The organism is Flavobacterium humidisoli (genome assembly GCF_023272795.1).
GTDB classification, from domain to species: domain Bacteria; phylum Bacteroidota; class Bacteroidia; order Flavobacteriales; family Flavobacteriaceae; genus Flavobacterium; species Flavobacterium humidisoli.
In genome coordinates this window covers 5,263,266-5,287,815 of sequence record NZ_CP096829.1, presented here as the reverse complement: position 1 = coordinate 5,287,815, position 24,550 = coordinate 5,263,266, and the positions used below count along the sequence as shown (strand labels likewise).

The 24,550-nt window shown below is 32.6% G+C and carries 27 protein-coding genes; 13 read left to right on the top strand and 14 right to left on the bottom strand.

From position 1 onward, the window contains the following. Positions 1-62 precede the first annotated feature (62 nt). Positions 63-407: an arsenate reductase (glutaredoxin) gene (gene arsC / locus M0M44_RS22260; RefSeq protein ID WP_248727694.1), complete on the bottom strand. Its 345-nt coding sequence runs from the start codon at positions 405-407 to the stop codon at positions 63-65. Positions 408-522: 115 nt separating this feature from the next. Between arsC and M0M44_RS22255 the strand changes: the two genes are divergently transcribed. Together M0M44_RS22255 and M0M44_RS22250 are read left to right on the top strand one after the other, a co-directional pair. Beyond that, the gene (locus M0M44_RS22255; protein WP_248727693.1) at positions 523-1,455 is read left to right on the top strand and encodes a CPBP family intramembrane glutamic endopeptidase; all 933 of its coding nucleotides are present in this window, start codon (positions 523-525) and stop codon (positions 1,453-1,455) included. A 4-nt stretch (positions 1,456-1,459) separates the two neighbouring features. Beyond that, entirely contained in the window at positions 1,460-2,503 is a 1,044-nt protein-coding gene (locus M0M44_RS22250) for an AMP-binding protein (RefSeq protein WP_248727692.1), read from the top strand. Positions 2,504-2,637: 134 nt separating this feature from the next. Here the strand turns inward: M0M44_RS22250 and M0M44_RS22245 are convergent, their stop codons facing one another. The 4 genes from M0M44_RS22245 to M0M44_RS22230 all read right to left on the bottom strand — a co-directional run bounded on the left by M0M44_RS22245 (position 2,638) and on the right by M0M44_RS22230 (position 7,957). Continuing rightward, on the bottom strand, positions 2,638-3,852 hold the full coding sequence (locus M0M44_RS22245) for an RsmB/NOP family class I SAM-dependent RNA methyltransferase (protein WP_248727691.1): 1,215 nt from the start codon (positions 3,850-3,852) through the stop codon (positions 2,638-2,640). 135 nt (positions 3,853-3,987) lie between these two features. Next, on the bottom strand, positions 3,988-5,967 hold the full coding sequence (locus tag M0M44_RS22240) for a KUP/HAK/KT family potassium transporter (protein ID WP_248727690.1): 1,980 nt from the start codon (positions 5,965-5,967) through the stop codon (positions 3,988-3,990). Positions 5,968-6,099: 132 nt separating this feature from the next. After that, complete coding sequence (locus M0M44_RS22235; RefSeq protein WP_248727689.1) at positions 6,100-7,407, bottom strand: hypothetical protein; 1,308 nt, start codon at positions 7,405-7,407, stop codon at positions 6,100-6,102. Positions 7,408-7,516: 109 nt separating this feature from the next. Further along, complete coding sequence (locus M0M44_RS22230; protein WP_248727688.1) at positions 7,517-7,957, bottom strand: hypothetical protein; 441 nt, start codon at positions 7,955-7,957, stop codon at positions 7,517-7,519. A gap of 119 nt (positions 7,958-8,076) precedes the next feature. Here M0M44_RS22230 and M0M44_RS22225 point away from each other — a divergent pair, with 119 nt between their 5' ends. Continuing rightward, a complete protein-coding gene (locus tag M0M44_RS22225; protein WP_248727687.1) occupies positions 8,077-9,138 on the top strand; it encodes a beta propeller repeat protein in 1,062 nt (353 codons plus the stop codon). A 69-nt stretch (positions 9,139-9,207) separates the two neighbouring features. Here the strand turns inward: M0M44_RS22225 and M0M44_RS22220 are convergent, their stop codons facing one another. The 4 genes from M0M44_RS22220 to M0M44_RS22205 all read right to left on the bottom strand — a co-directional run bounded on the left by M0M44_RS22220 (position 9,208) and on the right by M0M44_RS22205 (position 11,963). After that, positions 9,208-9,666, bottom strand: a complete 459-nt coding sequence (locus M0M44_RS22220; RefSeq protein WP_248727686.1) for a sensor of ECF-type sigma factor — start codon at positions 9,664-9,666, stop codon at positions 9,208-9,210. Positions 9,667-9,697: 31 nt separating this feature from the next. Further along, positions 9,698-10,117: a hypothetical protein gene (locus M0M44_RS22215; protein WP_248727685.1), complete on the bottom strand. Its 420-nt coding sequence runs from the start codon at positions 10,115-10,117 to the stop codon at positions 9,698-9,700. Positions 10,118-10,150: 33 nt separating this feature from the next. After that, a complete protein-coding gene (locus tag M0M44_RS22210; protein WP_248727684.1) occupies positions 10,151-10,693 on the bottom strand; it encodes an RNA polymerase sigma factor in 543 nt (180 codons plus the stop codon). Positions 10,694-10,772: 79 nt separating this feature from the next. Beyond that, entirely contained in the window at positions 10,773-11,963 is a 1,191-nt protein-coding gene (locus M0M44_RS22205) for an SRPBCC family protein (RefSeq protein ID WP_248727683.1), read from the bottom strand. A 419-nt stretch (positions 11,964-12,382) separates the two neighbouring features. On the opposite strand from M0M44_RS22205, the gene M0M44_RS22195 reads away from it, so the two are divergent. Then, complete coding sequence (locus tag M0M44_RS22195) at positions 12,383-12,763, top strand: pyrophosphohydrolase domain-containing protein (protein ID WP_057116704.1); 381 nt, start codon at positions 12,383-12,385, stop codon at positions 12,761-12,763. Positions 12,764-12,822: 59 nt separating this feature from the next. Here the strand turns inward: M0M44_RS22195 and M0M44_RS22190 are convergent, their stop codons facing one another. Then, complete coding sequence (locus M0M44_RS22190; protein ID WP_248727682.1) at positions 12,823-13,893, bottom strand: branched-chain amino acid aminotransferase; 1,071 nt, start codon at positions 13,891-13,893, stop codon at positions 12,823-12,825. A 309-nt stretch (positions 13,894-14,202) separates the two neighbouring features. On the opposite strand from M0M44_RS22190, the gene mnmC2 reads away from it, so the two are divergent. Next, the gene (gene mnmC2, locus M0M44_RS22185; RefSeq protein WP_248727681.1) at positions 14,203-14,865 is read left to right on the top strand and encodes a tRNA (5-methylaminomethyl-2-thiouridine)(34)-methyltransferase MnmC2; all 663 of its coding nucleotides are present in this window, start codon (positions 14,203-14,205) and stop codon (positions 14,863-14,865) included. 166 nt (positions 14,866-15,031) lie between these two features. Then, the gene (locus M0M44_RS22180; protein ID WP_095928926.1) at positions 15,032-15,229 is read left to right on the top strand and encodes a hypothetical protein; all 198 of its coding nucleotides are present in this window, start codon (positions 15,032-15,034) and stop codon (positions 15,227-15,229) included. A gap of 31 nt (positions 15,230-15,260) precedes the next feature. Here M0M44_RS22180 and M0M44_RS22175 read toward each other — a convergent pair whose 3' ends face one another. Continuing rightward, positions 15,261-16,205 carry a LysR substrate-binding domain-containing protein gene (locus M0M44_RS22175; protein WP_248727680.1) on the bottom strand — a complete coding sequence of 315 codons (945 nt, stop codon included), beginning with the start codon at positions 16,203-16,205 and terminating at the stop codon, positions 15,261-15,263. 107 nt (positions 16,206-16,312) lie between these two features. Between M0M44_RS22175 and M0M44_RS22170 the strand changes: the two genes are divergently transcribed. The 4 genes from M0M44_RS22170 (at position 16,313) to can (ending at position 19,677) form a co-directional block, all read left to right on the top strand. Beyond that, positions 16,313-16,792 (top strand): Dps family protein, encoded by a 480-nt coding sequence (locus M0M44_RS22170; protein WP_095928924.1) that lies wholly within the window; start codon positions 16,313-16,315, stop codon positions 16,790-16,792. A gap of 122 nt (positions 16,793-16,914) precedes the next feature. Then, the gene (locus tag M0M44_RS22165; protein ID WP_248730025.1) at positions 16,915-17,196 is read left to right on the top strand and encodes a hypothetical protein; all 282 of its coding nucleotides are present in this window, start codon (positions 16,915-16,917) and stop codon (positions 17,194-17,196) included. 83 nt (positions 17,197-17,279) lie between these two features. Beyond that, positions 17,280-18,926: a SulP family inorganic anion transporter gene (locus tag M0M44_RS22160; RefSeq protein WP_248727679.1), complete on the top strand. Its 1,647-nt coding sequence runs from the start codon at positions 17,280-17,282 to the stop codon at positions 18,924-18,926. Positions 18,927-19,041: 115 nt separating this feature from the next. Then, entirely contained in the window at positions 19,042-19,677 is a 636-nt protein-coding gene (can, locus tag M0M44_RS22155; RefSeq protein WP_095928921.1) for a carbonate dehydratase, read from the top strand. A gap of 41 nt (positions 19,678-19,718) precedes the next feature. On the opposite strand, the gene M0M44_RS22150 is transcribed toward can, so the two are convergent. Continuing rightward, the gene (locus M0M44_RS22150; RefSeq protein ID WP_248727678.1) at positions 19,719-20,921 is read right to left on the bottom strand and encodes an LETM1-related biofilm-associated protein; all 1,203 of its coding nucleotides are present in this window, start codon (positions 20,919-20,921) and stop codon (positions 19,719-19,721) included. A gap of 109 nt (positions 20,922-21,030) precedes the next feature. After that, positions 21,031-21,558: a superoxide dismutase family protein gene (locus tag M0M44_RS22145; protein ID WP_008468500.1), complete on the bottom strand. Its 528-nt coding sequence runs from the start codon at positions 21,556-21,558 to the stop codon at positions 21,031-21,033. A 212-nt stretch (positions 21,559-21,770) separates the two neighbouring features. Here M0M44_RS22145 and M0M44_RS22140 point away from each other — a divergent pair, with 212 nt between their 5' ends. The 3 genes from M0M44_RS22140 (at position 21,771) to M0M44_RS22130 (ending at position 23,297) form a co-directional block, all read left to right on the top strand. After that, positions 21,771-22,196, top strand: coding sequence for an META domain-containing protein (locus tag M0M44_RS22140; RefSeq protein ID WP_248727677.1), 426 nt, complete (start codon positions 21,771-21,773; stop codon positions 22,194-22,196). Between the two features lie 4 nt (positions 22,197-22,200). Beyond that, positions 22,201-22,716, top strand: a complete 516-nt coding sequence (locus M0M44_RS22135) for a DUF4251 domain-containing protein (protein WP_248727676.1) — start codon at positions 22,201-22,203, stop codon at positions 22,714-22,716. A 95-nt stretch (positions 22,717-22,811) separates the two neighbouring features. Continuing rightward, positions 22,812-23,297: a hypothetical protein gene (locus M0M44_RS22130; protein WP_248727675.1), complete on the top strand. Its 486-nt coding sequence runs from the start codon at positions 22,812-22,814 to the stop codon at positions 23,295-23,297. A 51-nt stretch (positions 23,298-23,348) separates the two neighbouring features. On the opposite strand, the gene M0M44_RS22125 is transcribed toward M0M44_RS22130, so the two are convergent. After that, positions 23,349-24,443, bottom strand: a complete 1,095-nt coding sequence (locus M0M44_RS22125; protein WP_248727674.1) for a glycoside hydrolase family 18 protein — start codon at positions 24,441-24,443, stop codon at positions 23,349-23,351. Between the last annotated feature and the right edge of the window lie 107 nt (positions 24,444-24,550).

Below are 24,550 nucleotides of genomic sequence, written 5' to 3'. Positions count from 1 at the left end.
CAAATGTAGTTTTTGGTTTAAAGAGAGAAATCACAAAAAAATGTTAATAGGATATTTTAGAATCAATCTAAAAAAGAAGCGACCAATTCTGGATCACGGCCAATTATAGCTTTTCCGTCTTTTACAACAATCGGACGCTCAATTAAAATAGGATTTTCTACCATTGCATTAATAATATCGTCGTTGCTCAGAGTTTTACCTTTGTAGTTTTCAATCCAGATTTTTTCTTTGGTTCGAATTAGCTGAATAGGATCAAGATTTAACTGTGCCAATAATGTTTTTAGCTGTTCGAAAGTTGGAGTTTCTGTTAGATAAGGAATGATTTCAAAATCTTGGTTCGATTTTTCGATAAAAGCAAGGCAGTTTCTTGATTTTCCGCATCTAGGATTATGGTAAATTTGTATCATTTTGTTATATTTAAACGTTTCAAATATTAGTAAAATAAAAAGGGGTATTTTCGCAATATCAAAAGTAAGATTAACTTATCGAATTTGAATTCTCATTTTTTAAAATTTTAAATTTATGTTTTTAGAGCAAGGGATTAAACCTGAAAATAAATTTTGGAAATATCTTTTAGGGTCTGTCTTTATTATTTCAGCATCTTTTGTTGGCCAACTTCCAATTACAGCGGCAGTGTTCTATAAAACATTTACCCAGCACGTAGCTTTTCCAACTACTAACGAGGGTATTATGAATATGTTCGAATCAAATACGACACTTTTTCTAGTAATGATTTCGTTTGTTTTTGCGTTTGCGGGAATTTATTTTGTTGTAAAATTTATTCATCATCAAACCTTATTATCCGTTACCACTTCAAGGTCTAAAGTAGATTGGAAACGAATTTGGTTTTCTTTTTTCTTGTGGTCATTTTTCTCATTAGTCAGTTTTTTGTTTGTTTATTTAAGAGCTCCCGAACAATTTGTACTGCAATTTAAATTGGTTCCTTTTTTAATATTGGTAATTTTAGGTTGCATTTTAATTCCGATTCAAACCACTACAGAAGAATATGTTTTTAGAGGATATTTAATGCAAGGATTTGCCAATTTAGCCCAGAACAGATGGTTTCCGCTCCTGATGACTTCTATTATATTTGGTTCAATGCACTGGACTAATCCAGAAGTTGGTAAAATGGGAAATATTATAATGATTTATTACATAGGAACAGGATTGTTTTTAGGAGTTATAACTTTGATGGATGAAGGAATGGAGCTGGCATTGGGGTTTCATGCCGCAAACAATCTTGTCGGAGCTTTGTTAGTTACATCAGATTGGACTGTTTTTCAAACTAATTCCATATTTAAAGATCTTTCAGAACCTTCGGCGGGAATCGATGTTATTCTGCCAGTTGTGGTCATTTATCCTATTCTGCTTTTTATTTTCAGTAAAAAATACGGTTGGACAAATTGGAAAGAAAAGCTCACGGGAAATATTAAATATGTCGAATTAAAAGCTTAAGAATATGCAAAACTTAACTCAAAATAACGTTCATAATTATTTCAAATTAAATGGCTATCATTTAAATGCAAAAGATCTGTGTCAGGTCGCTTACAGTTTTATCAAAGAAGGAGATGCTTACGAACAATCAATAGGGGAGTTCTTTTTGAGCTGGTTTGATAAAAAAGATTATATCGAAATGACCACTTCTGGAACAACGGGCCTGCCAAAATTAGTTAGGTTGAAAAAACAAGCTATGATACAGTCGGCGCTTGCAACTGGAGACTTCTTCGATTTAAAACCAGGAGATAAAGCTTTATTATGCCTTCCTACGCAGTTTATTGCTGGAAAAATGATGCTGGTAAGGAGTTTGATTTTAGGTTTAGAATTAGATGTTGTTTCGCCAAGTCTTCATCCGTTAGAATTAAATGCAACGACTTACGATTTTGTAGCTATGGTACCACTTCAAGTTCAAAATTCTATTGCAGGACTGTCTAAAGTTCGTAAGCTGATTATTGGAGGTGCAAAATTAGATTCAGCTTTAGAAGAAAAGCTGTTGCCACTTAAAACAGAGATCTATGAAACATACGGCATGACTGAAACCATTACGCATATCGCTGCGAAACGTTTAGGCGATTCTGTTTTTTCGATTCTACCAAATGTGAAAATATCTCAAGACGATCGCCAGTGTTTGGTAATTAATGTTGCGACGATTTCTGATGAGCCAATTGTAACTAATGATTTGGTTGAATTGTTGAATGAACAGCAGTTTAAATTTTTAGGACGAATAGATAATGTGATCAATAGTGGAGGAGTAAAGCTAATCCCAGAACAGATTGAAGCGAAATTGATCGGAAAAATAAACAGCAGATTTTTCGTTACCGGGCTTCCCGATACCACTTTAGGAGAAAAATTAGTTTTGGTTATCGAAGGAGAAAAACAGGAGTTTGAACTTGATTTTTTTGATGTTTTAGGGAAATATGAAAAACCAAAAGAAATAGTTTTCGTTTCTAAATTCAAAGAAAACGAAAATGGAAAATTACTTCGTAAACCTACTTTACAAGTTTAAATTCCAATATCAAAAATCCAAATTTCAAACTTCTCTCGAAGTTTTAAAATTAAAAAAAATCCAAATTCCAAGTTTAAAATTGGAATTTGGATTTTTTAATATTGAGTTATTCCGCAATAAGTTGGAATTTAAATTTAAGCTTTTCTCTCTAAAAGAGCCATGTAAAATCCGTCAAAACCAGATTCTGAAGCCAACATTTTGCGATCTTCAATAAAAGTAAACTGTTTTCCGATTTCTGTTTTTAAGAACTTCTCTACCTGCTCTTGGTTTTCTGATGGTAAAACCGAACAAGTTGCATAAACTAATTTTCCGCCTGGTTTTACAATTTTAGAATAGCTTTCTAAAACTTCGCTCTGAACTTTACGAATGTTATCAATAAACTCTGGCTGTAATTTCCATTTAGAATCAGGATTTCTTTTCAAAACTCCTAATCCGCTACAAGGTGCGTCAATTAAAACACGATCTGCTTTTTCATGTAATTTTTTAATCACTTTTGTGCTGTCGATGATACGGTATTCGATATTAAAAGCGCCATTTCTTTTTGCTCTTAATTTCAATTGTTTCAATTTACTTTCGTACAAGTCCATTGCGATCAATTGTCCTTTGTTTTCCATCAAAGAAGCCATGTGCAATGTTTTTCCGCCTGCACCAGCACATGTATCAACAACACGCATTCCAGGCTTCACATCTAGAAATCCTGCAACCAATTGTGAGTTTGCATCTTGAACTTCAAAAAGTCCTTGCTTAAAAGCGTCAGTTAAAAATACATTGGCTCTTTCTTTCAAAACAAGAGCTTCTGGCTGGTCTTTTAAATATTCAGTTTCAATATTTAAGTCCATCAAAGTATTTCTAAGGTTTTCTTTAGTTCCTTTTAAAGTATTGGTTCTAAGAATAACTTTTGCAGGCTGATTTTGTGCAGCAATTTCTTTTGCCCAAACTTTTTCTCCAAGTTCTTTCACGCCCAATGCATCCATCCAATCTGGAATAGATTCTTTGATAGCTCTGGTTTTAGATAATTCGTCAAAACGGCCTTTTATCTTTCTTTCAGGAGTTCCTTCCAATTGTCTCCAATCTGGAATTGGATAACCGCGTAAAACAGCCCAAACCGCAAACATTCTCCATAGATTGTCTCTGTCATAAGGTTCTTTTACTTCGGCAATTTCTGCGTATAATCGTTTCCAGCGAACAATTTCGTATATGGTTTCAGCAACAAACTTCCTGTCAGAACTTCCCCAACGTTTGTCTTTTTTTAATGCTCTTGCTACCACTTTGTCTGCATATTCTCCTTCGTTGAAAATTGCATTTAAAGAGTCAATGGTAGTATAAACTAAATTTCTGTGTAATCTCATTTCTATAATTTGAGTTGCAAAGGTACTATTAATTGATTGAAAGTTAAATTTTTAATACTGAATCTTACTTTAGACTTTCACTAAATGAAAAAAACACTCTAAATTAGAGTGTTTTTGAAATTATTGTTAAGCTTTTTATTCTTTTGAAATAATACGCGTTAATCCAATATTTTCTGGAGCATGAAGCACCATTGGGAATTTTTCTATCTTAACAGAGCTGCTGTCTAGACCAAAAGCTCTTTCTTCAGATAAACTCAGTTTTTTGATGAAGAAATAAGAATTCATGATAATGTTTTCATGCCATCTTAAATCATTGTCGTTTGATAAGAATTTCTCAGACAATACAAATTTAAAGTCCCCAATAATATTGTTTTTGTTCAAAGATTCGTAACGGCTGGTAATATCAACTTCTCCGCGTTTTACCATATCTTTGATAACTTCTCTGAACATTAAATTGATCTTAGTAGGTTCTCTAAAACCTAAGTTAAAGTCAATTCTATAAATATCGTCTTTAGCAATTTCAGTAACTTTATATTGCGTTTTGTATGGTTCTGTCAAAATATTAACGTGAACAAACCAATAGATATCGGCTCTCTTTGGGCGTTTTTGAAGGATAGAATAAATGATTTTTTCCTCCAGTTCATCCACACGATTAGCATTTGTCATATAAACTAAATGCGTTGCATATTTTGGAATTGATAAATCTTGGCTTAGTTCTACTAAAACTTGTTTATAATCATCAACCTTAACCACTTTCGTGTAGTTTTTGTTGATTTTCTTAGCCAAATACCAGATCGTCATAACAGAAATCAGCATACTTGCAATGATTAAGGTTACGTAACCACCTTCTGCAAATTTGGTAATATTAGCGAAAAGGAAACTGAACTCAATCAATAAGTAAATCGTAATCAATGGAACCATGAAGTACAGTTTTACACGTTTCATGATTAAGTAGTAGTTTAAGAGAATCGTTGTCATGATCATACACAAAATGATGGCAAGACCATAAGCATGCTCCATATTTCCTGATTTCTCGAAATGTAAAACAATCCCAACACAGCCAAAAAACAACAACCAGTTGATTGACGGAATGTATAATTGTCCTTTTACCTCTGTAGGATATTTGATTTTTACTTTTGGCCAGAAGTTCAGACGCATTGCTTCGTTAATCAAAGTAAACGAACCAGAGATAAGCGCCTGAGATGCAATTACAGCTGCAAGAGTTGCAACTACAATTCCGAATGGTAAAAACCAATGTGGCATAATTAAGTAAAATGGGTTTCCATTTTCACCTCCTAATTGCTGCAAAGTGCTTCCTTCATGATGAATTAAATAAGCAGCTTGTCCGAAATAGTTTAAAACCAAAGTAGTTTTTACAAAAATCCAGCTAATTCTGATGTTTTTTCTACCGCAGTGTCCCATGTCAGAATACAAAGCCTCGGCTCCAGTTGTACATAAGAATACAAAGCCAAGAACGAAGAAACCATCAGGATGTATAGATAGTAAGTGATAAGCATAATACGGGTTAATCGCTTTAATAACTTCAGGATAATTAATTACTTGAATCGTTCCTAAAGTTCCTAACATCGCGAACCAGATAAGCATCATTGGGGCAAAGAATTTACCAACCAATTTAGTTCCGAACTGCTGAATTGTAAATAAAATGAATAAAATAGTAATTACGATATACACAATGGTTTGTGTTTCCATCGTCGGGTAGAAAGCTCTAATTCCTTCTACAGCAGATGAAATCGAAATAGGTGGCGTTATAATTCCGTCAGCGAGCAGGGCACTACCTCCAATAATGGCGGGTACTATGAGCCATTGAATTTTTGTTTTTTTGACTAATGCATATAGAGCAAAAATTCCTCCTTCACCGTGGTTGTCTGCGCTTAGAGTAATAAGTACATATTTAATTGTAGTTTGTAATGTTAAGGTCCAGAACACACACGAAATACCTCCTAAAACAATATCAGCATTTATGGTATGATCGCCTAAAATAGCTTTCATTACATACAATGGAGAGGTTCCAATATCTCCATAAATAATCCCTAAAGTAATTAATAAACCCCCAATAGACAACTTACTATGTAAGTTTTTATGCGATGCGCTCATGTTAATTTTATAAAAAGACGGTTGCAAATTTACTGTTTTAAAACAAATTAGAGGCATTTAAAATTAAAAAGATAAAAAAAAGCACAATCGTAAAATTGTGCTTCTGTTTTTGAATATTATTTATTTATAAAATTAACCTCGTCTTCCGTTTCCTCTAGAATTTGAGCCGCTTTCTCTCTGGCTTTGTCCGCCTCTTGATTCTTGGCTTACTCTAGAAGATTCCTGGCTCATTCTTGGAGATTCCGAACGCTGGCTTTGCTGTGGTCTAGCTGAATAATCCCTATTTGAACTGCTAGATTGACTTTCCGAGTAACTTCTTGAACTTCTTTCTGCTCTTGGAGCAGATGCTTCACGGCTTGAGGTACCTCTTGAGACATTAGAAGAATTATTACTTCCGTAATCTACTCTCTGAGTATTTTGCGCTCTTGGAGTACTTTCAGTTCTTGGAGCATTATTTGTAGTATTAGAATAATCACGGCTTGTGCTTCTTTGTGTACTTACATTTTCAGTGCTTCTGCCTGTAGAATTGTAACCTCTGTTACTGCTTCCATTGCCATTAGTGCTTCTATCTACAGAAGGTCTATTTGTAGTGCCTCTGTTATCAGCATATGTTCTGTTAGAAACTCCATTGTTAGATGTTGTTCTGCCACTGTAATTTCTGTTTGTATTGTAAGTATTTCTATTAGTTTCTCTGCTTACAACACGTCTTTGATCTAATTCATATCGGTTTGTGGTGTTAGCATGTCTTTCTGCAAAACTATAATTCGGACGCATTCTTTCGTAACCATAAGTACGTCTTGTTTCATAAATTGCAGGAGCTCTGTAGCTTCTTCTCACATTTACATAGTTGTATGTATTGTGTACATTGATGCATACATTGACATTACTTCTGTATCTGTAAACAGGGTAAGGTGTCCACGCAGTATAATACGTTGGATAATAACCCCAAGACCAAGTTGAATAATAAGGTCTGTAATTGGTTACCCAAAACGAAGTGTAAATCACAGGAACAACACTGTAAACAGGCTCATAAATATAATTTGCTCCGTATAAATAAGTGTTTCCTACAATCTGAACACTTACTTTGTTGTAATTGTCTCTCTCCACATCGATAGTTGCAATGTCTTGATAAACATCACGATCTAAAACTGCTTGGATAATAACAACGTGTGTTCTGTTTTCTACACTCTCAATAACGCGAAGATAATCTACTTCGTTATCGCCATTAAGGTCTAAGTTTGATATTTGATATTTAGGATCATTTAAACGTCTTTCAAAATCTTGAAGGTTAGCTGATTCTCCAAACATCGAAGCAACAGCTCTTAAATCTAAGTTATCGCTTATATCTGAGTTTTTTGCATAAACAGTAGCTCCAGCTTGGGCTTGGCAAGAACTAATTCCTAATGCAAATAGGGCTAGTAAAAGTATTTTCGCTTTCATGATAAAATCATATTGAAGATTAATATTCTGAGATATCCAATTACTGTGCCATAAAATTTATTCAATTAGATTATGGGGTTAGTTTGTTGATTATCAGTATTTTTTTTTGTTATCGTCTATGAAGAAATACGTCCAAAACTGTAAATACAAATGGAATAATAATATCTTTTGGTCGAATTCCAGAATCGTTACTGTAGCCTGTATTTTTAGAATTCATGATAATATTAATGGTCGCGACATCTTCGAATATGTTTGGTTGTATTTCCGATTGAATAATGATGATTTTAATATTGTTTTGAATTTTTTCTGTAACTCTTAAATAATCAACCTTTCCATCATGGTTTAAATCTAAGTTTGAGATTCTTTCATCAGGATAATTTAATCTTGTTTCAAAATCTGCTGCGTCTACAGATTGAGAAAATATCATTGAGACAGCATTTAGGTCTAAATTGTTTTCTACATAAGAGTTTTTAGCATAAACATTTGCTTGTTGGGCATACGTGGAATTTACTAATAGTATAAAAATCCCTATAAATAATATATTTTTCATATTTTACTTGTTAAATTTGTTTTGTAAGAAAACAATTACTGTGCCAGAAAAGAATACAGAATGATTTTGAAATTTTATAAATAATCGTATTTTAGCGTTAACCAAATTTTAAATTTCCTATGAGAAAACTTGCTTTATTTTGCGGTATCTTTATTTTATTGATGTCTTTTACAACATTTAATTTTAAAACTGAAATTCCCTTTAATGGTGGATTTACATCAATGACAATAGATACATTGTTTAAAGACAGAATTAGTATTAGGGCAATTCTTATTGATAAAAATAAAGTTTGGTACGGTGCTGATAATTCTCGTTTTGGGTATTATGATTTGGATAAAAAAGAAAAATTTGAAGAACATATTTACCGTGATACACTTAAATTAGAATTTAGAAGTATTGCGCAAACATCAAAAGATATTTTTTTGTTGAGCGTAGCAAATCCAGCGCTTCTTTATTCTGTTTCTAAAAAGGACCGAAAAGTTAAATTGGTTTATAAAGAAGTTAATCCGAAAGTTTTTTACGATAGCATGCAGTTTTGGAACGATAAAGAAGGAATTGCTATTGGCGACCCAACTGAAGATACTTTTTCTGTTATTGTTACCCGAGATGGAGGAGAAACTTGGACTAAATTATTATCTGATAAATTACCGACAAATAGTACAGGAGAAGCTGCTTTTGCAGCCAGTAATACCAACATTGTTATAAAAGGAAATGATACATGGTTGGTTTCGGGCGGAAAAAAAGCACGTGTTTTTTATTCTCCAGATAAAGCAAAAACCTGGAAAGTTGTAGAAACTCCTATTGTACAAGGAAAACAAATGACAGGAATTTTTACTGCCGATTTTTACGATTCTAAACAAGGTTTTATTGCAGGAGGAGATTATGATCTTCCTAATAATAAAGCTAATAATAAGGCTTTTACAAAAGATGGGGGTAAGACTTGGCAATTAATTGGTCAGAATATGGGATTTGGTTATGCGTCATGCATACAATACGTTCCAGGAGGTAATGGAAGAGAAATTGTTTGTGTAGGCTCAGAAGGAATACAATATTCTCAAAATGGAGGAGAAAACTGGATGCAGCTCTCTACAGATACCAAGTTTTTTACCATTCGCTTTGTGAATAGAAATACTGCTATCGCTGCAGGACACAATAAGGTAGTTAGACTTAATTTTAAATAAAAAAATAAGAACCCTAAATAATAAAGTAAGTATTATTATATAGGGTTCTTATCGCTGTTGTTTCTTTAACTAGTCTTTATTGCCTTTATCTCGATATTGCTGCAATAATTTTCGATTAAAATCGTCTTCTGATTTTTTAAGTAATAGTATCTTCTTTGCAGGAAGGACTTTTTTCAGACTGCTCATATATTTTTCACGAAGCTGATATATTTCTTTATCGGTACTTTCTATTTGAGATAATAACGTTGCGGCTTCTTTATCTGAAAGATTTTTAAGATTGTCATCTTTTAATTGTTTCAGATAAGTCTTCATTTTTAAATACTTTAATTCATACTGCTTATCGTCATAAGCATTATAAATAGGCCAGAATTTTTCTGCTTCAGTCGAAGTTAATTCCAATTCTGTTGTTAAAAATGATACTTTAAAAGCTTTAATTTTTTCTCGCTTTTCATCAATTTTTCCGCTTTGGGCAAAAATTGAAAAACTTGTCAGAAATAGCAGGAGTGGTAAAATGTTTTTTATTTTCATTGTTAAGCTAAGTTGTTGAGTTAAGTTTGATTTAATTTTGTTCTGAGATTAAGTGTTCTAAGTTCGGACTTGTAACTAAAATATCTTCTAGTGTTTCGTCTTCTAAAGTGACATCGTTGCTTAATTTTTCTATATCACTGTCGTCTAAGGTTTGAATTAAATCGTATTGGCTGATATTGGAGTGATAAGATAAATAAGTTTCTAAAGTTGCTTCGTCAAGCTCGTTTGAATTGGCCTTATAATTATTTACGATCGGTATTAATAATGCAAAACCAATTACTGCAGCGGCCGCTAAAGAAATTGTTTTGTTGCGTTTGTAAAAAGGAATTACTTTAACTTCTTTTTTGTCTAATTGCTGTAAAACCTTTTCTGAAAAATTATCAAAATAATTGTCTGGGGTTTTAAAACCAGATTTTATTTTGGGTTCGTTTTCTAATTTAAATGTTTTCATGATACTTATAAGATAGTTTTTGTTACAAAAGGTTTAATTTGATGTAACATATAATTCAATTTTTTTTACTGCGTGATGATAAGATGCTTTTAAAGCTCCAACAGATGTTCCTAAGATTTCTGCGATTTCTTCATACTTCAATTCCTCGAAATATTTCATTTTAAAGACGAGCTGCTGTTTTTCTGGAAGTGCTACAATTGCTTTTTGAAGTTTGATTTGAATATCATCTCCATCAAAATAAAGATCTGCTTTTAAATTATCGATCGTTTTATTCTGCAGATCTTCAGATGAAATTCCGCTTAATTTAGCTTTTTGCGATAAAAAAGTCAAAGCTTCATTGGTAGCAATGCGATACATCCAGGAAAAAAGTTTACTTTCTCCTTTAAAGTTTTTAAGATTTTGAAAGACTTTTACAAAAGTGTTCTGTAAAACATCATCGGCATCATCATGATTCAAAACAATGTTTCGAATATGAGAATACAAAGGTCTCTGATAATCAGACAAGAGTTTTTGAAACGCAGTATTTTGCGTTTCGGGACTTAATAATTCTTTTATAAATTCTTTCTCGTCTATCAAACTTTTTGTTTTGTAAACTTTCTTTAATAGAAGTTAGACAGAATTTAAAACAAAAGGTTTAATGTACCTTCGAAATTATTTAAAACTCTGAATCTTCTTCTTGTGCAGGTGTTTGTGCAGGAGCTGGCGTTGGCGCAACGGGTTTACGTTTTACAGGCTCTGTGCGTGGTTGTTCCGTGCGTGGCTCACTTGGAGCTTCGCCAGTGTTTTCTGGGGCATAAATAGGCTCAGTAACAGTAGCAGGAACTACTTTAGGCTTTATCGGAAAATAAATTTCAGTAACCAATTTCGATGAAGCTTTTACATCTAATTTGCTTAATGTCAAAATTTCAAGATGTGACCAGCTCAAATCTGGAATAATTTTTTGGTTGTTAATGTAAGCCGTTGTTTTTGCAATTGCTTCATTTCTATGAGAGTAATCTCCGTTAAGAGTTGCTTTTACAGCATCAAAACCATTTAATTTTCCTGCTAAAATATCACTTCCTGAACTAGTTGAAATTTCTTTATTAATAGGAAGACAGATTGAAATCTTTGCTAAACCTGTTTTAGTATCGTAAGTATGATAAATAATGAATGGTTTTCCGCTTGCTGCTAAACCATTTGTTTCACTAAAGTGAATAAGCTTCGGAATTACAATCCTAGCATTTTTACTTACTTTGGCAATCTCACTAGTAAAAGTCTGTTTTATATAAGGCGTTTCTGTTTTCTTAACCACTCCGTCTACTGTAACGGCGTAAGTTTTGGTTTCGTAATCTAAATTTTTGTCAATATTAGCCAAACTTTTTTCGTAAATGGTTCCTATAACTCTGTCTGAACCTCCATGTAAAGCGGTATATATTTTAAACAAAAAGCTCATTGTTCCTTTTCCTTTCCAAGTCACTTTTGTTTTTCCGTTCAAAGTATCTTTTAACGTCCAGTTTACGTCAGCCTCAGTACCGTCAAATTGCATTTTTTGGTCAATGCTTTCACCATCTTTTGTTTTAAGGATAATTGAATTTCCTTTTCCATCAGCGCCATCCCAATAAAACGTCGCGCCATTTCCGCTTGTTTTATTAGCGTACGTCATTTTTATAGAAGGATCTTCAACAGACCATGATTCAAAATCTTCGTAATTTCTAAAGTCGTTTAGGTAGTTATAAACCGTTGCACGAGGCGAATTGATGACTTTACTTCTTTCTACAGAAAAATCTCCTTTCTGAGTAGCAACAAAAACAGTAAGAGCAACAAAGCTTAAAAGTGCAAAAAGAAATAAATACTTTAGAATTTTCATGGTAGGCTGTTTGGTTTCGGTAAAGTTATAAATTTATCATGAGTCTTACTAATAACCCATAATGATTAGGTTTTATTTTATTGCGACCAGAATAATTTATCTTTTCAGAAAGATTTTAATTACGAACAAAAGGACAATGAAAAGCAGAAAGGCAAGGAGCACTTTGTAATTTCCTTTATAAAAGACTTTGTGTAATTTCAAATCTTTTCGATAAGCAAATATCATAATAATTACAAAAGCGATAAAAAAACATACTCCAAATAGTATTTGACCTTGACTAAACATAGTTATAAAAATTTTTAGCAAATTTAGAGATTTGTAAACGATTTGCTGCTAAATTGCCTTTTCATTTCATTCAATAAATTTTCAGATTTATAAGAAAGTGACTTAAATTAGCAAAAAAAAAAGAAAACGACTATATGAAAAAACAACTTGACGCCGTAACCGAATTTCACACTGCTTTTAAAATTGGCCACAGCGCAACTCCAATTGCCGATGTAGGAGCAGAGAAAAAATTACTTCGTTATAATTTAATGAAGGAAGAAAATGAAGAATATTACGAGGCGGTTCAAAATAATGATTTGGTTGAAATTGCAGATGCACTTGGAGATATGATGTATATTTTGTGCGGAACAATTATCGAGCACGGACTTCAAGATAAAATTGAAGCTGTTTTTGATGAAATCCAACGCAGTAATATGAGTAAATTGGGCGAAGATGGAAAACCAATTTATCGTGAAGACGGAAAAGTAATGAAAGGCCCAAATTATTTTAAACCTGATTTTTCTAAATTATTATAAAAAAGAAAGACCCGATAAAAGTAAATTTATCGGGTTTCTTTTTTTTATATGGTTTTGGATTATTGAACCTTAACTGTCCATCCAAAAGTATCTTCAGAAAGTTTGTTTTGAAGACTTGTTAATTTTTCTTTTAAGAAAGAAGCATAAGAATTCTCAATTGGAGCCATTTCGTAATATTCATCTTTATAAGAGAATCCTTTGATAACGCTAATAACTGCAGCAGTTCCAGCACCGAAGATTTCTTTTAAAGATCCGTTTTTAGCTGCTTCAACTAATTCTGAAACAGTTACAGGGCGAACTTCAACTTTTAATCCTTCTTTTTCTGCCATAGCAATCAAACTTTTTCTGGTAACACCATCTAAAATTCTTTCGCTTGTTGGAGCTGTTAATAAAGTATCGTTGATTCTGAAGAAAACATTCATTGTTCCCGCTTCCTCTAATTTTGTGTGTGTTGCATCATCTGTCCAAATAACCTGTTGGAAACCATCTTTGTTTGCCAAGTTAGTTGGGTAGAATTGAGCAGCATAGTTTCCGGCAGCTTTTGCAGCACCGATACCACCATTTGCAGCTCTACTGAAATGCTCTGCAATGATAACTTTTACTTCGCCTCCATAATATGCTTTTGCAGGAGAAAGTAAAATCATAAATTTATATTCGTCAGAAGGATTTGCAATAACTCCAGGACCTGTAGCAATCATAAATGGACGAATGTACATACTAGCTCCGTTTCCTCTTTGAATCCAGTCTTTGTCTAATTTCAATAATTCATTTAAACCATCCATAAAAATAGCTTCAGGAACTTCTGGCATTGCCATTCTTACAGCAGATTTATTGAAACGGTTAAAGTTTTCATCTGGTCTAAACAACCAAACATCGTTATTGTCATCTTTATAAGCTTTCATTCCTTCGAAAATTGCTTGTCCATAATGGAAGACTTTTGAAGATGGATCCATTAAAATTGGAGCATAAGGCTTAATGACAGGATTTTGCCACTGCCCGTTTTTAAAATCGCATTCGAATAAATGGTCTGTAAATACAGCACCAAAACTTAAGTTGTCAAAATCTACTTCGTTTATTTTTGTAGAAGTAGCTTTAATGATTTCAATTTTGCTTGTTTGAGTTGTACTCATAGTTATGTAAGTTTTTTTGTGAGATACTCTTCACTATCAGAAATCTAAAGTGACGATATCATTTAAAATGGAATTTATTGAATGCAAAATTACGTAAAAATATGTAAAATGCTTAGCGAAAATTCATTATTTGATGGTTTTGACTGAGATTTATTTATCCTATAATAAACTCAAATATTTAATTGATTTTTATAAAGATTTTATGAAAAAAGTATGGTTTTTTAAGGCTTTACGCATTAGTTTTGATTAAATTTGATTATTAAAATGGCTTGAAAACCAATAAAAAGCTATTGTAAAATTCTAAAAAAAGTGAAAAGAGAAATAATTAAAACGCTAGATGGCTCAACTACAATTCGTTTGCCAGAATGGGATGAGTGCTATCATTCTAAACATGGCGCAATTCAGGAAGCGAAGCACGTTTTTATTAAAAACGGTCTATCGTTATTTGAAAATCCGATAAGCATATTGGAAATAGGCTTTGGAACTGGTTTGAATGCTTTTATAACTTTTTTAGAATCTGTTAGAAAGAAGCAGACTATCGATTATGTTGGAGTAGAAGCATACCCAGTAGATGCAGAGGAGATTCTGGCAATGAATTATGCTGAAGAATTAGAAGCATCGGAATTTTATAACATTTTTGAAAAAATGCATAAATCGGAATGGAACGAAAAAATAGAAATTTGCGACCAGTTCTCGTTAACCAAAAGAAAACAATTTTTTCACGAAATAAACGATTTTGAAATTTTTGATTTGATTTATTTTGACGCCTTTGGTTACCGAGTGCAACCGGAACTTTGGAGTACTGAAATTTTTCAGAAAATGTATAACAGTTTAAAACCAAATGGAGTTCTTGTAACTTACGCAGCGAGAGGAGTTGTTAAAAGAAGCATGATTGAAGTTGGGTTTAGTGTAGAAAAATTAGCAGGACCTCCAGGGAAAAGAGAAATGTTTAGGGCCTTTAAAAAGGTTTAAATGAGTTATTTAGAATAGTTCTACATTGATTTATATGTTTTAAGAAAACGTATTCGTTGCTAAATTTTTTAAAAAAATAAGTTAAAAGTAGAATTTATGTTAGTTATTTGTTTAAATTTGGCTCGAGTTTAAAAAAATAGATAACCCCCGAAAATCTTATTTTATTATGTCAAAAATGATGTTTGATTACACGAAATCAATACTTGAGAGAGTTAGTTTCGATCCGATACTTTTCTGCAAAGAGCTAGAAAAAGCTATCAAAACTCTGTTACCTTACGAAATGGAACAATTACAAGAGTGGTTACTTAATTTCGTTGTTGGAAAACCAGAATTAAAACAAAGTCTACAACTAATTAAAGTATAAAAAGAAAGGAGCCAAATTGGCTCCTTTTTTATTACGCTTTCTTTTGTAATGGACTAATGATTTGAACATTCTGGAAAACAATTGCACCTTTTACGACGCCAGCAATTGTAGATCTTAATGCGTCAATGATTTGCATTTTTAATTCGCTCTTTGGGTAGATCAGACTTACCTCTCGAGCAGGTTTTGGCTCCTTAAAATTACGGAGCTTCAGTTTGTCGGATTCTTTTAAGTCTAAAGTGTGCAAGTACGGAAGTAACATTGTACCAAGACCTTCGTCTGCCAATTTAATTAAGGTTTCAAAACTACCGCTTTGAATCTGGAAATTGTTTTGGTCGGCGTCTGAGACATTTTTACATAAATTTAAAATACCGTCTCTAAAGCAATGTCCGTCTTGTAGTAAAAGAATTTCATTTAGATTTAAGTCGGCAACTTCAATTTCTTCTTTCTGGAAACTTGCGTGGTGTTCTGGTATATAGGCTACGAATGGCTCAAAATACAAAACAATCTCTTTGATTTTTTCGTCTTCTAGCGGAGTTGCGGCAATCGCGGCATCCAAATGTCCATTTTTTAGCTTTAGAATAATTTCCTCGGTATTCAACTCTTCGATTAAGAGTTTTACTTTCGGATATCTTTTAATGAAATTATTCAAAAACATTGGTAGAAGCGTAGGCATAATCGTTGGAATAATTCCTAAACGAAATTCTCCTCCAATAAAACCTTTCTGTTGTTCTACAATATCTTTTATACGATCAGCCTCGTTTACGATATTTTTAGCCTGATTTACAATTTTCTGTCCTATATCAGTAAGCTGAATTGGTTTTTTACTTCTATCGAAAATTAAAATATTAAGTTCTTCTTCGATTTTTTGTATTTGCATACTTAAAGTTGGCTGTGTTACGAAGCATTTTTCAGCAGCAAGAGTGAAATTTTTATGCTCAGCCACCGCTAACACATATTGCAATTGAGTTATAGTCATGTTGATAGTAATTTGTGATGCAAAAATAAGAAAATATAATTTTTATTTATGTTTATTTTAGTAAAGTTACTCTAAATTTGTAGTAAATTAGTGTAAAAAAAAAGATTATGAAGACGAATATTTTAGGACTACCTGTAAAAGAATCAGAATTATTAGTAAAAGAACTCAATGTATTATTGTCAAATTTTCAAGTGTACTACCAAAATTTGAGAGGAATTCATTGGAACATTCGTGGAAAACGTTTCTTTGATTTGCATGTAAAATTTGAGGAGTTATATACAGATGCACAATTGAAAATAGATATGATTGCAGAAAGAGTTTTGACAATTGGAGGGACGCCTCTGCATACTTTTGAAGATTATATTAAAAACAATAAATTAACGGTTGGAAAGAATATTTCTAATGATGAAAAAGCGGTTCAATTAATTGTTCATTCTTTATCAGATTTATTAAAAATCGAGAGAGAAATCTTGAACAAATCTGACGAAATTAATGATGAGGGAACCAATTCGATGATGAGTGACTTCATTGCAGAGCAGGAAAAAACAATTTGGATGATGAACGCTTGGTTAGAAGAGACTTTGTAAATAATTGTTTTTTAAATAATTAAAAGCAGAATGGAATGAAAATTGCATTCTGCTTTTTTGTTTATGTTAAATTTCTATAAAAATCTCTTTGATTTTATTTGTTTAACGCTATTTTTGCTTTGATGAAATATATAGCTCGCATATTATTATTCATATTTATTGCCTTCTTATCGACCCCGACAATTGTTCAGGCGATTAAGAAAGGAAATAATACGACTATATCTTTTAGTATTGCTGAAGAAGAAGTGCATAAGGAACTTAAAAATGTAGTTCACCCAACTATTCTTGAGCATGAAGTTTTGATTCCCGTTTACATCGAGAAAAAAACAATCATTTCTGAAAACATTGTCAAGCTAGACAACATCTCTCCGAGCATCTTTGCTCCACCACCCAACGTAGCATAATACTTCCGATTATTTCGAACTTTAGCCGCATTTCTATCGAGATGGGGTAAATCTTTAATGAATAATTTTTTTAGTATTATATTATGACAAAAAAAATCAATCTTTTTGCCAACCTTAAATCTGATTTTGCTTCAGGTTTAGTGGTTTTCTTGGTCGCTCTTCCGTTGTGCTTAGGTATTGCAATGGCTTCTGGAGCACCATTATTTTCTGGAATTATTGCTGGTGTTGTGGGCGGTATCGTTGTAGGATATTTGAGCCAGTCGCATATTAGTGTATCAGGTCCAGCTGCTGGGTTAACAGCTATCATTTTAACCGCAATTACCGATTTAGGAGCTTTCAATGTATTTTTAATGTCTGTTTTTATTGCTGGAATAATTCAATTAGCATTAGGATTTTTAAGAGCAGGAAGTATATCGAATTATTTTCCGACAAACGTAATTGAGGGAATGTTGGCTGGTATCGGAATTATTATCATCTTAAAACAAATACCGCACGCTTTTGGTTATGATGCAGATTTTGAAGGAGATCAGGCTTTTGTTCAAAATGACGGAAGCAATTCATTTTCATTTTTATTTGATGTTTTAAATCATATTCATTTGGGGGCTGTTGTGGTTTCTGCAGTTTCATTGGCAATCTTATTGGCTTGGGATAAAGTTTCTTTCTTAAAAAGAATAAAACTAGTTCCTGGAGCTTTGGTTGCGGTTATAGCAGGAGTTGTTTTAAACGAAATATTTGTATCTACAGGAAGCACTTTGGCAATTGCAAAAGAACATTTGGTTTCTTTGCCAGTTCCAAAATCTTTTGAAGACTTTAAATCAATTATAATTACACCAGACTTCACTGCTATTACAAATCCGCAGGTTTGGGTAGTTGCTATTACGATTGCCATTGTCGCTTCTATTGAAACGCTTTTGTGTATTGAAGCTTCTGATAGAATGGATGTGCAAAAACGTTACACCAATACCAATGTAGAGCTTAGAGCTCAAGGTATTGGTAATATGGTTAGCTCTCTTTTAGGAGGTTTGCCAATGACTTCTGTAGTAGTAAGATCTTCTGCAAATAACAATGCAGGAGCAAAATCTAAAATGTCTGCCATTATTCATGGTGTACTTTTGTTAATAAGTGTATTGTCTATACCAGCAATTTTAAACAAAATTCCATTGGCAACATTGGCTACTGTTTTGATTTTAGTTGGATATAAACTAGCAAAACCAGCAACCTTTATGCATTTCTGGGAAAAGGGGAAATACCAGTTTGTACCTTTCATTGCAACTTTGGTCTTTGTTGTTGCGACAGATTTGCTAAAAGGTGTTGCGTTGGGAATTGTTATCAGTATCATTTTTGTTCTTAGAGGAAACCTGAAAAGGGCTTACGTTTTCAAGAAAGAAGAATATGAAGACGGTGATATCATTCATATTGATTTAGCACAGGAAGTTTCGTTTTTAAATAAAGCGGCAATCAAACAAACACTGGCTGAAATTCCAGAAAATTCGAAAGTAATTATCAATGCTCATGATACGGAATATATTGCGCATGATGTTTTGGATTTAATTCGTGAATTTAAAGAAACACGAGCTATCGATGAAAACATTAAAGTGAAGCTTAAAGGGTTTAAAGAAGCATACGAATTAGAAAATACACCAGAAAATAGTAACCACGTTACAATTGAGCATTATTATGATGTGGCAAAAAGAGAACTGGTTAAAAAAGAAGTTGTTAGAGGAGAATAATTAAAAATTGGTGTTTTTAAGGAAGATGAAATGTCAAATTTTAGGTAACTTTACATTTAAGTTCATTTTGTGAGACTATTATAACTTAGAAATTACCACACAAAAAAATAAAAAAATGAGAAAATTTTATGAGCAGTTATTAGAAAACAATAAAAAGTGGGTTGAAACTTCTTTAGCAAAAGATCCTAATTATTTTGCTGATTTGGCAAAAGGACAATCACCACCTTTATTATGGATTGGATGTTCTGACAGCCGTGTTCCTGCAAACGAAATTGTTGGTGCAAAACCAGGTGAGGTTTTTGTTCACCGTAACATTGCCAATATGGTTGTGCATTCTGATATGAATATGCTTAGTGTTCTAGATTATGCGGTAAATGTTTTGAAAGTAAAGCATGTTATTGTATGCGGACATTACGGATGCGGAGGTGTAAAAGCAGCAATGGGACATCAGTCTGTTGGGATTATTGATAACTGGCTTCGTCATATTAAAGATGAATATCGTTTACATGATAAATATTTAAATTCTATTGAAGATGAAACAGAGCGTTTTAATGCTTTTGTTGAAATCAATACTAAAGAACAAGTTTACAACTTAGCGAAAACATCTATTGTGCAGAATGCTTGGAAAAATGGTCAAGATTTAATGCTTCATGGATGGGTTTACGGATTAAATTCAGGTTTTGTAACCGATTTGGATGTAAACATCGCTTCAAATGATGAGCTAGACGAAGTTTACCAATTAGATCTTTAATAGATACAAATAGAAATCGCCCTCAAAAAGGGCGATTTTTTTTATTCGTTTTCGTCTAAATTTTCATTAAATGCAGACGGAAGCATTGTTGGGATAAACTTTATTAGAATTGGAAGAAGCAAACTTCCTCCCGGAAGTAAAAATATGGTTAGCGATGGAATGGTTTTGCAAATGTCCAAAAGCTGTTTTTTTACCTTTTTCTTTTCCTTAGCATCCAAATCTCTTGTTGTAGAATAGGCTAGTAGAACCATTAATTCCTTGCTCTGGACAATTTCTTTAATTAGCCTATTTTTGTTTCGTATGATTAATTTGACTACGCTATGCGTCATTTGATCATAAAAATGTTTAACAGGATTCGAATAATTAAAGTACGGAATTTTCTTTTTGTGAGTCGTAATAAAAGTATTGGTTGTGTCCATGCTTTGAGTTACAAAATCATCAGGAACTCCCATTGTTGAACCTAAAGAATATAGGAAATACGATTCTTCATTTTCTACAACTCCATCACTCCACAAAGCCATTCCGGCCATATCGATTAAATAGTACTGCTCAAGTCTATTTTTAAAGTATTCTAGATTTAAAGTTTCCAAAGTCTCAACTGTAACTTTCGAAAACTTTGAATAACGTATAGAAGCCTCAAAAAGCTTAATTAAAAGATCGTCGTGCTGTGATTTTACTGTTTTTGTTTTTAAAGCCAAACCAACAATTCCAAGAACCGTTTCTTCAATTCTTTTTAAGTATTTTTCAGGAATTTCTCCATGTTCTAAATATTGTCTAAAGGCCAGAACATCAATAAACAATAAAGCATTAGTAACCAAATGCGAGAAGTTTTTACTGATGATGCTGTCATTCGTCTGGACTCTCTGATCAATAATGTTTTCCAGAGATAGGGAAGGGGTGTCTTTGGGCAGTAAAATTTTAAACAAATTAAATCCTTCTGGGTTCATTTGCTTATAAAACTTTAAAACTTCAGAAATAAAATGTTTAGGTTCCGAATTTCTTTTCTCTAAACAAAAGACATGATAGAGTGTGTTGAGTAAGGCAACTTTTGAAATTTCAGTTTTAAACCAACCCTTTATCGGAATTGGAACTTGTGAGTCTATAGCAATAATATGTCCGTAAATAAACCCTGTTTCTCTCACTTTATAGTAAAACGAATCTACAGTTTCAAAAGGAATTGCTTCTGAAAACTTCTGTTCACTAAAAAACTTATCGATCCAGCCTGGTGCTGATGGGTTAATCATGGACTTTATTTTGCTGATGCAAAGCTATGTCTTTTTCTTGTTTTAGGATTCATTTTAAAATGAAATAACCGCTAGATTTTGTTAAAAATAGCGGTTATTCAAGTTTTTCTTATTTGATGATTCCTGCACAAGCAACTCTTCCTCCAGCATTTCCAGTTGGCTGAGTGGTAAAATCGTCTGTTCCTGCGTGAACGATTAAGCCTTTTCCTAGAACATCTTTGTTAGAATCTCCGCATCCAACGCACCATTCGTCAGTTGTTAAAGTAATAGATCCGTTTCCTTTTGCATCAGCGGTAAAGTTTCCAATATCACCTTTATGATACTCTCCAACTCCCCATTTTCCATGCTTTTTAAAAGTTGGATTCCAGTGTCCTCCAGCAGAACTTCCGTCGGCAGAACTGCAATCTGCTTTTTCATGAATATGGATGGCGTGAACTCCAGGTTCTAATCCTGTAATTTTTGCTGTAAAAGTTACTTTGCCATTTTTTTCAACAAAAGTGGCAGTTCCGGCAACTTTACTGTTGCTTTTTGGCTCTAATGCAACAGTTAGAGTTTTAGCATCATTTGATTTGTTATTTGTTTTACAGCCAATGATTAAGGCAGTAATTATAGCGAAAGAAACAATTAGTTTTTTCATATCTACGGGCATTTTAGTTAAAGATTAAGTAAATTTAACATAAAATAACGGATTAGATTAACTCTAAAAGTTAAAAAAAAGTCAAACTATACGTTATAATTTGATGTTGATTGAGTTAAAACCCAAAAATATTGTTTAAATTCGTGTAGGTTTTTAATGAATAATTTCTGAAAACCATTTATCTAATTCGCTCACATTTAATCCTTAATGTTATGATGAAAAAGATTTTTACTCTCGTTTTTATTAGTTCGTTTTTAATTTCTTGCAAATGCACAAAAACGGATGCCGTTTCTAAGCTTGACGGAAATTGGGAATTAAATTATATTGCCGACTCTCAAACTTTTGACGCTTTATATCCAAATAAAAAGCCAAGTATTGTTTTTAAAACTGCAGAGAATCAGGTGTCTGGAAATAATGGTTGTAATTCTTATACTGGAAAACTCAATGTGACTGGAAATAAAATAGATTTTACACAACCAATGGCGGTAACAAAAATGATGTGTCTTGATGGACAGCAAGGAGAGCAGACTTACATGAATACACTGCAGAAAATTACATCATACGATATTACAGATGACGGCAAAACACTGAATTTTATTTCTGGAGATATTGCAATGATGCGTTTTACTAAAAAATAGTTTTATGAAAACGAGATTATGTGTCTTCCTGTTTCTGATTGTTTTCAATTTTTCGGCTTCTGCACAAGAAAAGACAAAAAAAGAACTCAAACAAGAAAGAGAATTAAAGAAACAAAATGAAATTAAAGCGCTTATAGATTCTCGAAATTTTGTTTTTGAGGCTCAAAAATTAACGCCTCAAAGTGGCAGATTAATTCAGCTAGATTATAATACTTATTTTTTAAAGTTTAAAGCCGATAGTGCAACTTGCGACCTTCCTTTCTTTGGACGCGGCTATAATGTTGGATATAATAGTGATGGTGGAATAAAATTTGAAGGCAAGCCAGAGAACATTAAAGTCGAAAATAAAAAAAATAATACTATTATAAAAGCAACAGTAAGAGGTGCTAGTGATGTATATGATTTAACGTTTTCTATCTTTTATAACGGAAGCACAACACTTTCTGTAAGCAGCAACAATCGAGGTCCAATTAGTTATGATGGAGTGATATATGCTCCAAAAGTATCAGTGAGTAAATAATTTAAGATAGATATACTATTTTGGTTTTAAGGTTTTAGTAATCAATATATTTCAGCATACATATTGTCTTTAAAAATAAATTTAAAATTGAAACTATGAAAAAATTAAGTCTTATTCTTATGATGGCGATAGCCTCATTTTCATCTTATGCGCAATCTTCTTATAAGGAAGATTTAGAAGTAGTACAAAGTGTTTATGGAAAATCTAAAGCTGAATTGGTAAAACAGTACATGAATTTATCTGATGCGCAAGCGACCGCTTTTGCGAAGGTGTACGATGAGTATGAAACCAAACGTAAAGCGCTTGGACAAACCAAATTTCAGTTAATAAATGATTACGCTGCTAATTATGAAACTTTGACCGATGCCAAAGCTGATGAATTGGCAAAAGGCACTTTAAAAAATCATATTGATTATGAAAAACTATACTCCAAAACATATAGTCAAGCCAAAAAAGCAATTGGGGCAATAAATGCAGCTAAATTTATTCAGTTGGAAGTTTATCTGCAAACGATTATTCGCAGTGAAATTTTAGAAGCAATTCCATTTATAGGAGAACTCGATAAGAATAAGATACAATAATCTTATCCAACTTATATAAAAAAAAGGGAATCATTGTGATTCCCTTTCATATTATTTAGCAGTTTTAACTTTGTAAATTTCATTTACCATTCCGTCACGGAAACTATCTAGAGTAAGTTCCCAGAACATTATACCTCCCAAGTTTTTTGCCTTTACATATTCAGCTTTTGCTTTAATAGACTTTAAATCATCTGATGTAGCAAAAGTTTTAGTTGAAGCATTGTACCAATAAGGAGCTTTTGCTTTATCATCCCAGAAGTATTTCCAGCCGTTAGCTTCAGTGTAAACAGATGCGTAGTTTTTAAAATCAACACCTTGAAAGTGTTCTCCAGCTTGATACAATCCATTATTGATGTTTTCTACGTTCTTCCATTGTCTCGTATAAAATGCACCTCCAATTACTAATTTTTCTGCAGGAACTCCTTGTTTTAATAAAAATTCAACAGCTCTATTGGTAGATTCTTCTTTTGGATTTGTACTGTATAATGGTGTATGATGACCTGTAACTTTTGAATAGCCATTTACTAAATCATAGCTCATAATATTGATACGGTTTACATAAGGAGCAACAGCTTTCCAGTCTATAGATTCATCTAGACATTTTTGAAAACCTCCCGCAGCAAAACTCAATTCATATTTTTTTCCTAATGTTGAGCGTAAAATTTTAAGAAGTTCTGTAAAATTAGGTTTGTCAGCAGCTTGGTATAAATGACCAGGAAGTCCTTCAATTGATGGATATTCCCAATCTAAATCTAAACCGTCAACTTTAAAATAATCGCTTACTTCTTTTACAGATTTTGCAAATTTTAAGCGTCCATCTGCAGTGGAGAAAGCTTCAGAGCAAGGCTCACAACCTCCCCAGCCACCAAGTGATAGGATAATTTTAAGCTGCGGATTTTTTGCTTTAAGCGAAACTAAATGTTTGATAGTAATAGAGTCTTTAGCTGAATCAACGCTTAATTTTCCATCTTTTAGGTGGCAAAAACTAAAGATAATCTGGTTTAATTTCCCAACCTCATATTGGTCAATAAGTTGAGAATCGCCAGTATAATAGGCAATAATATCCATTTTTTTGTTTTTTTGCGCAAAAGTGGTTGTAATACCAAAACACAGCAAAAAGGATGCGATTAGAGTAATTTGTTTCATTATTTTGTTTTTTATAGTTTTTAGAATGTTAAATATACTGTAATACATTTAATATTTAACATCAGGAATGCTCGAGAAAGTCAATTTTAACGAATATTTTGCAAATT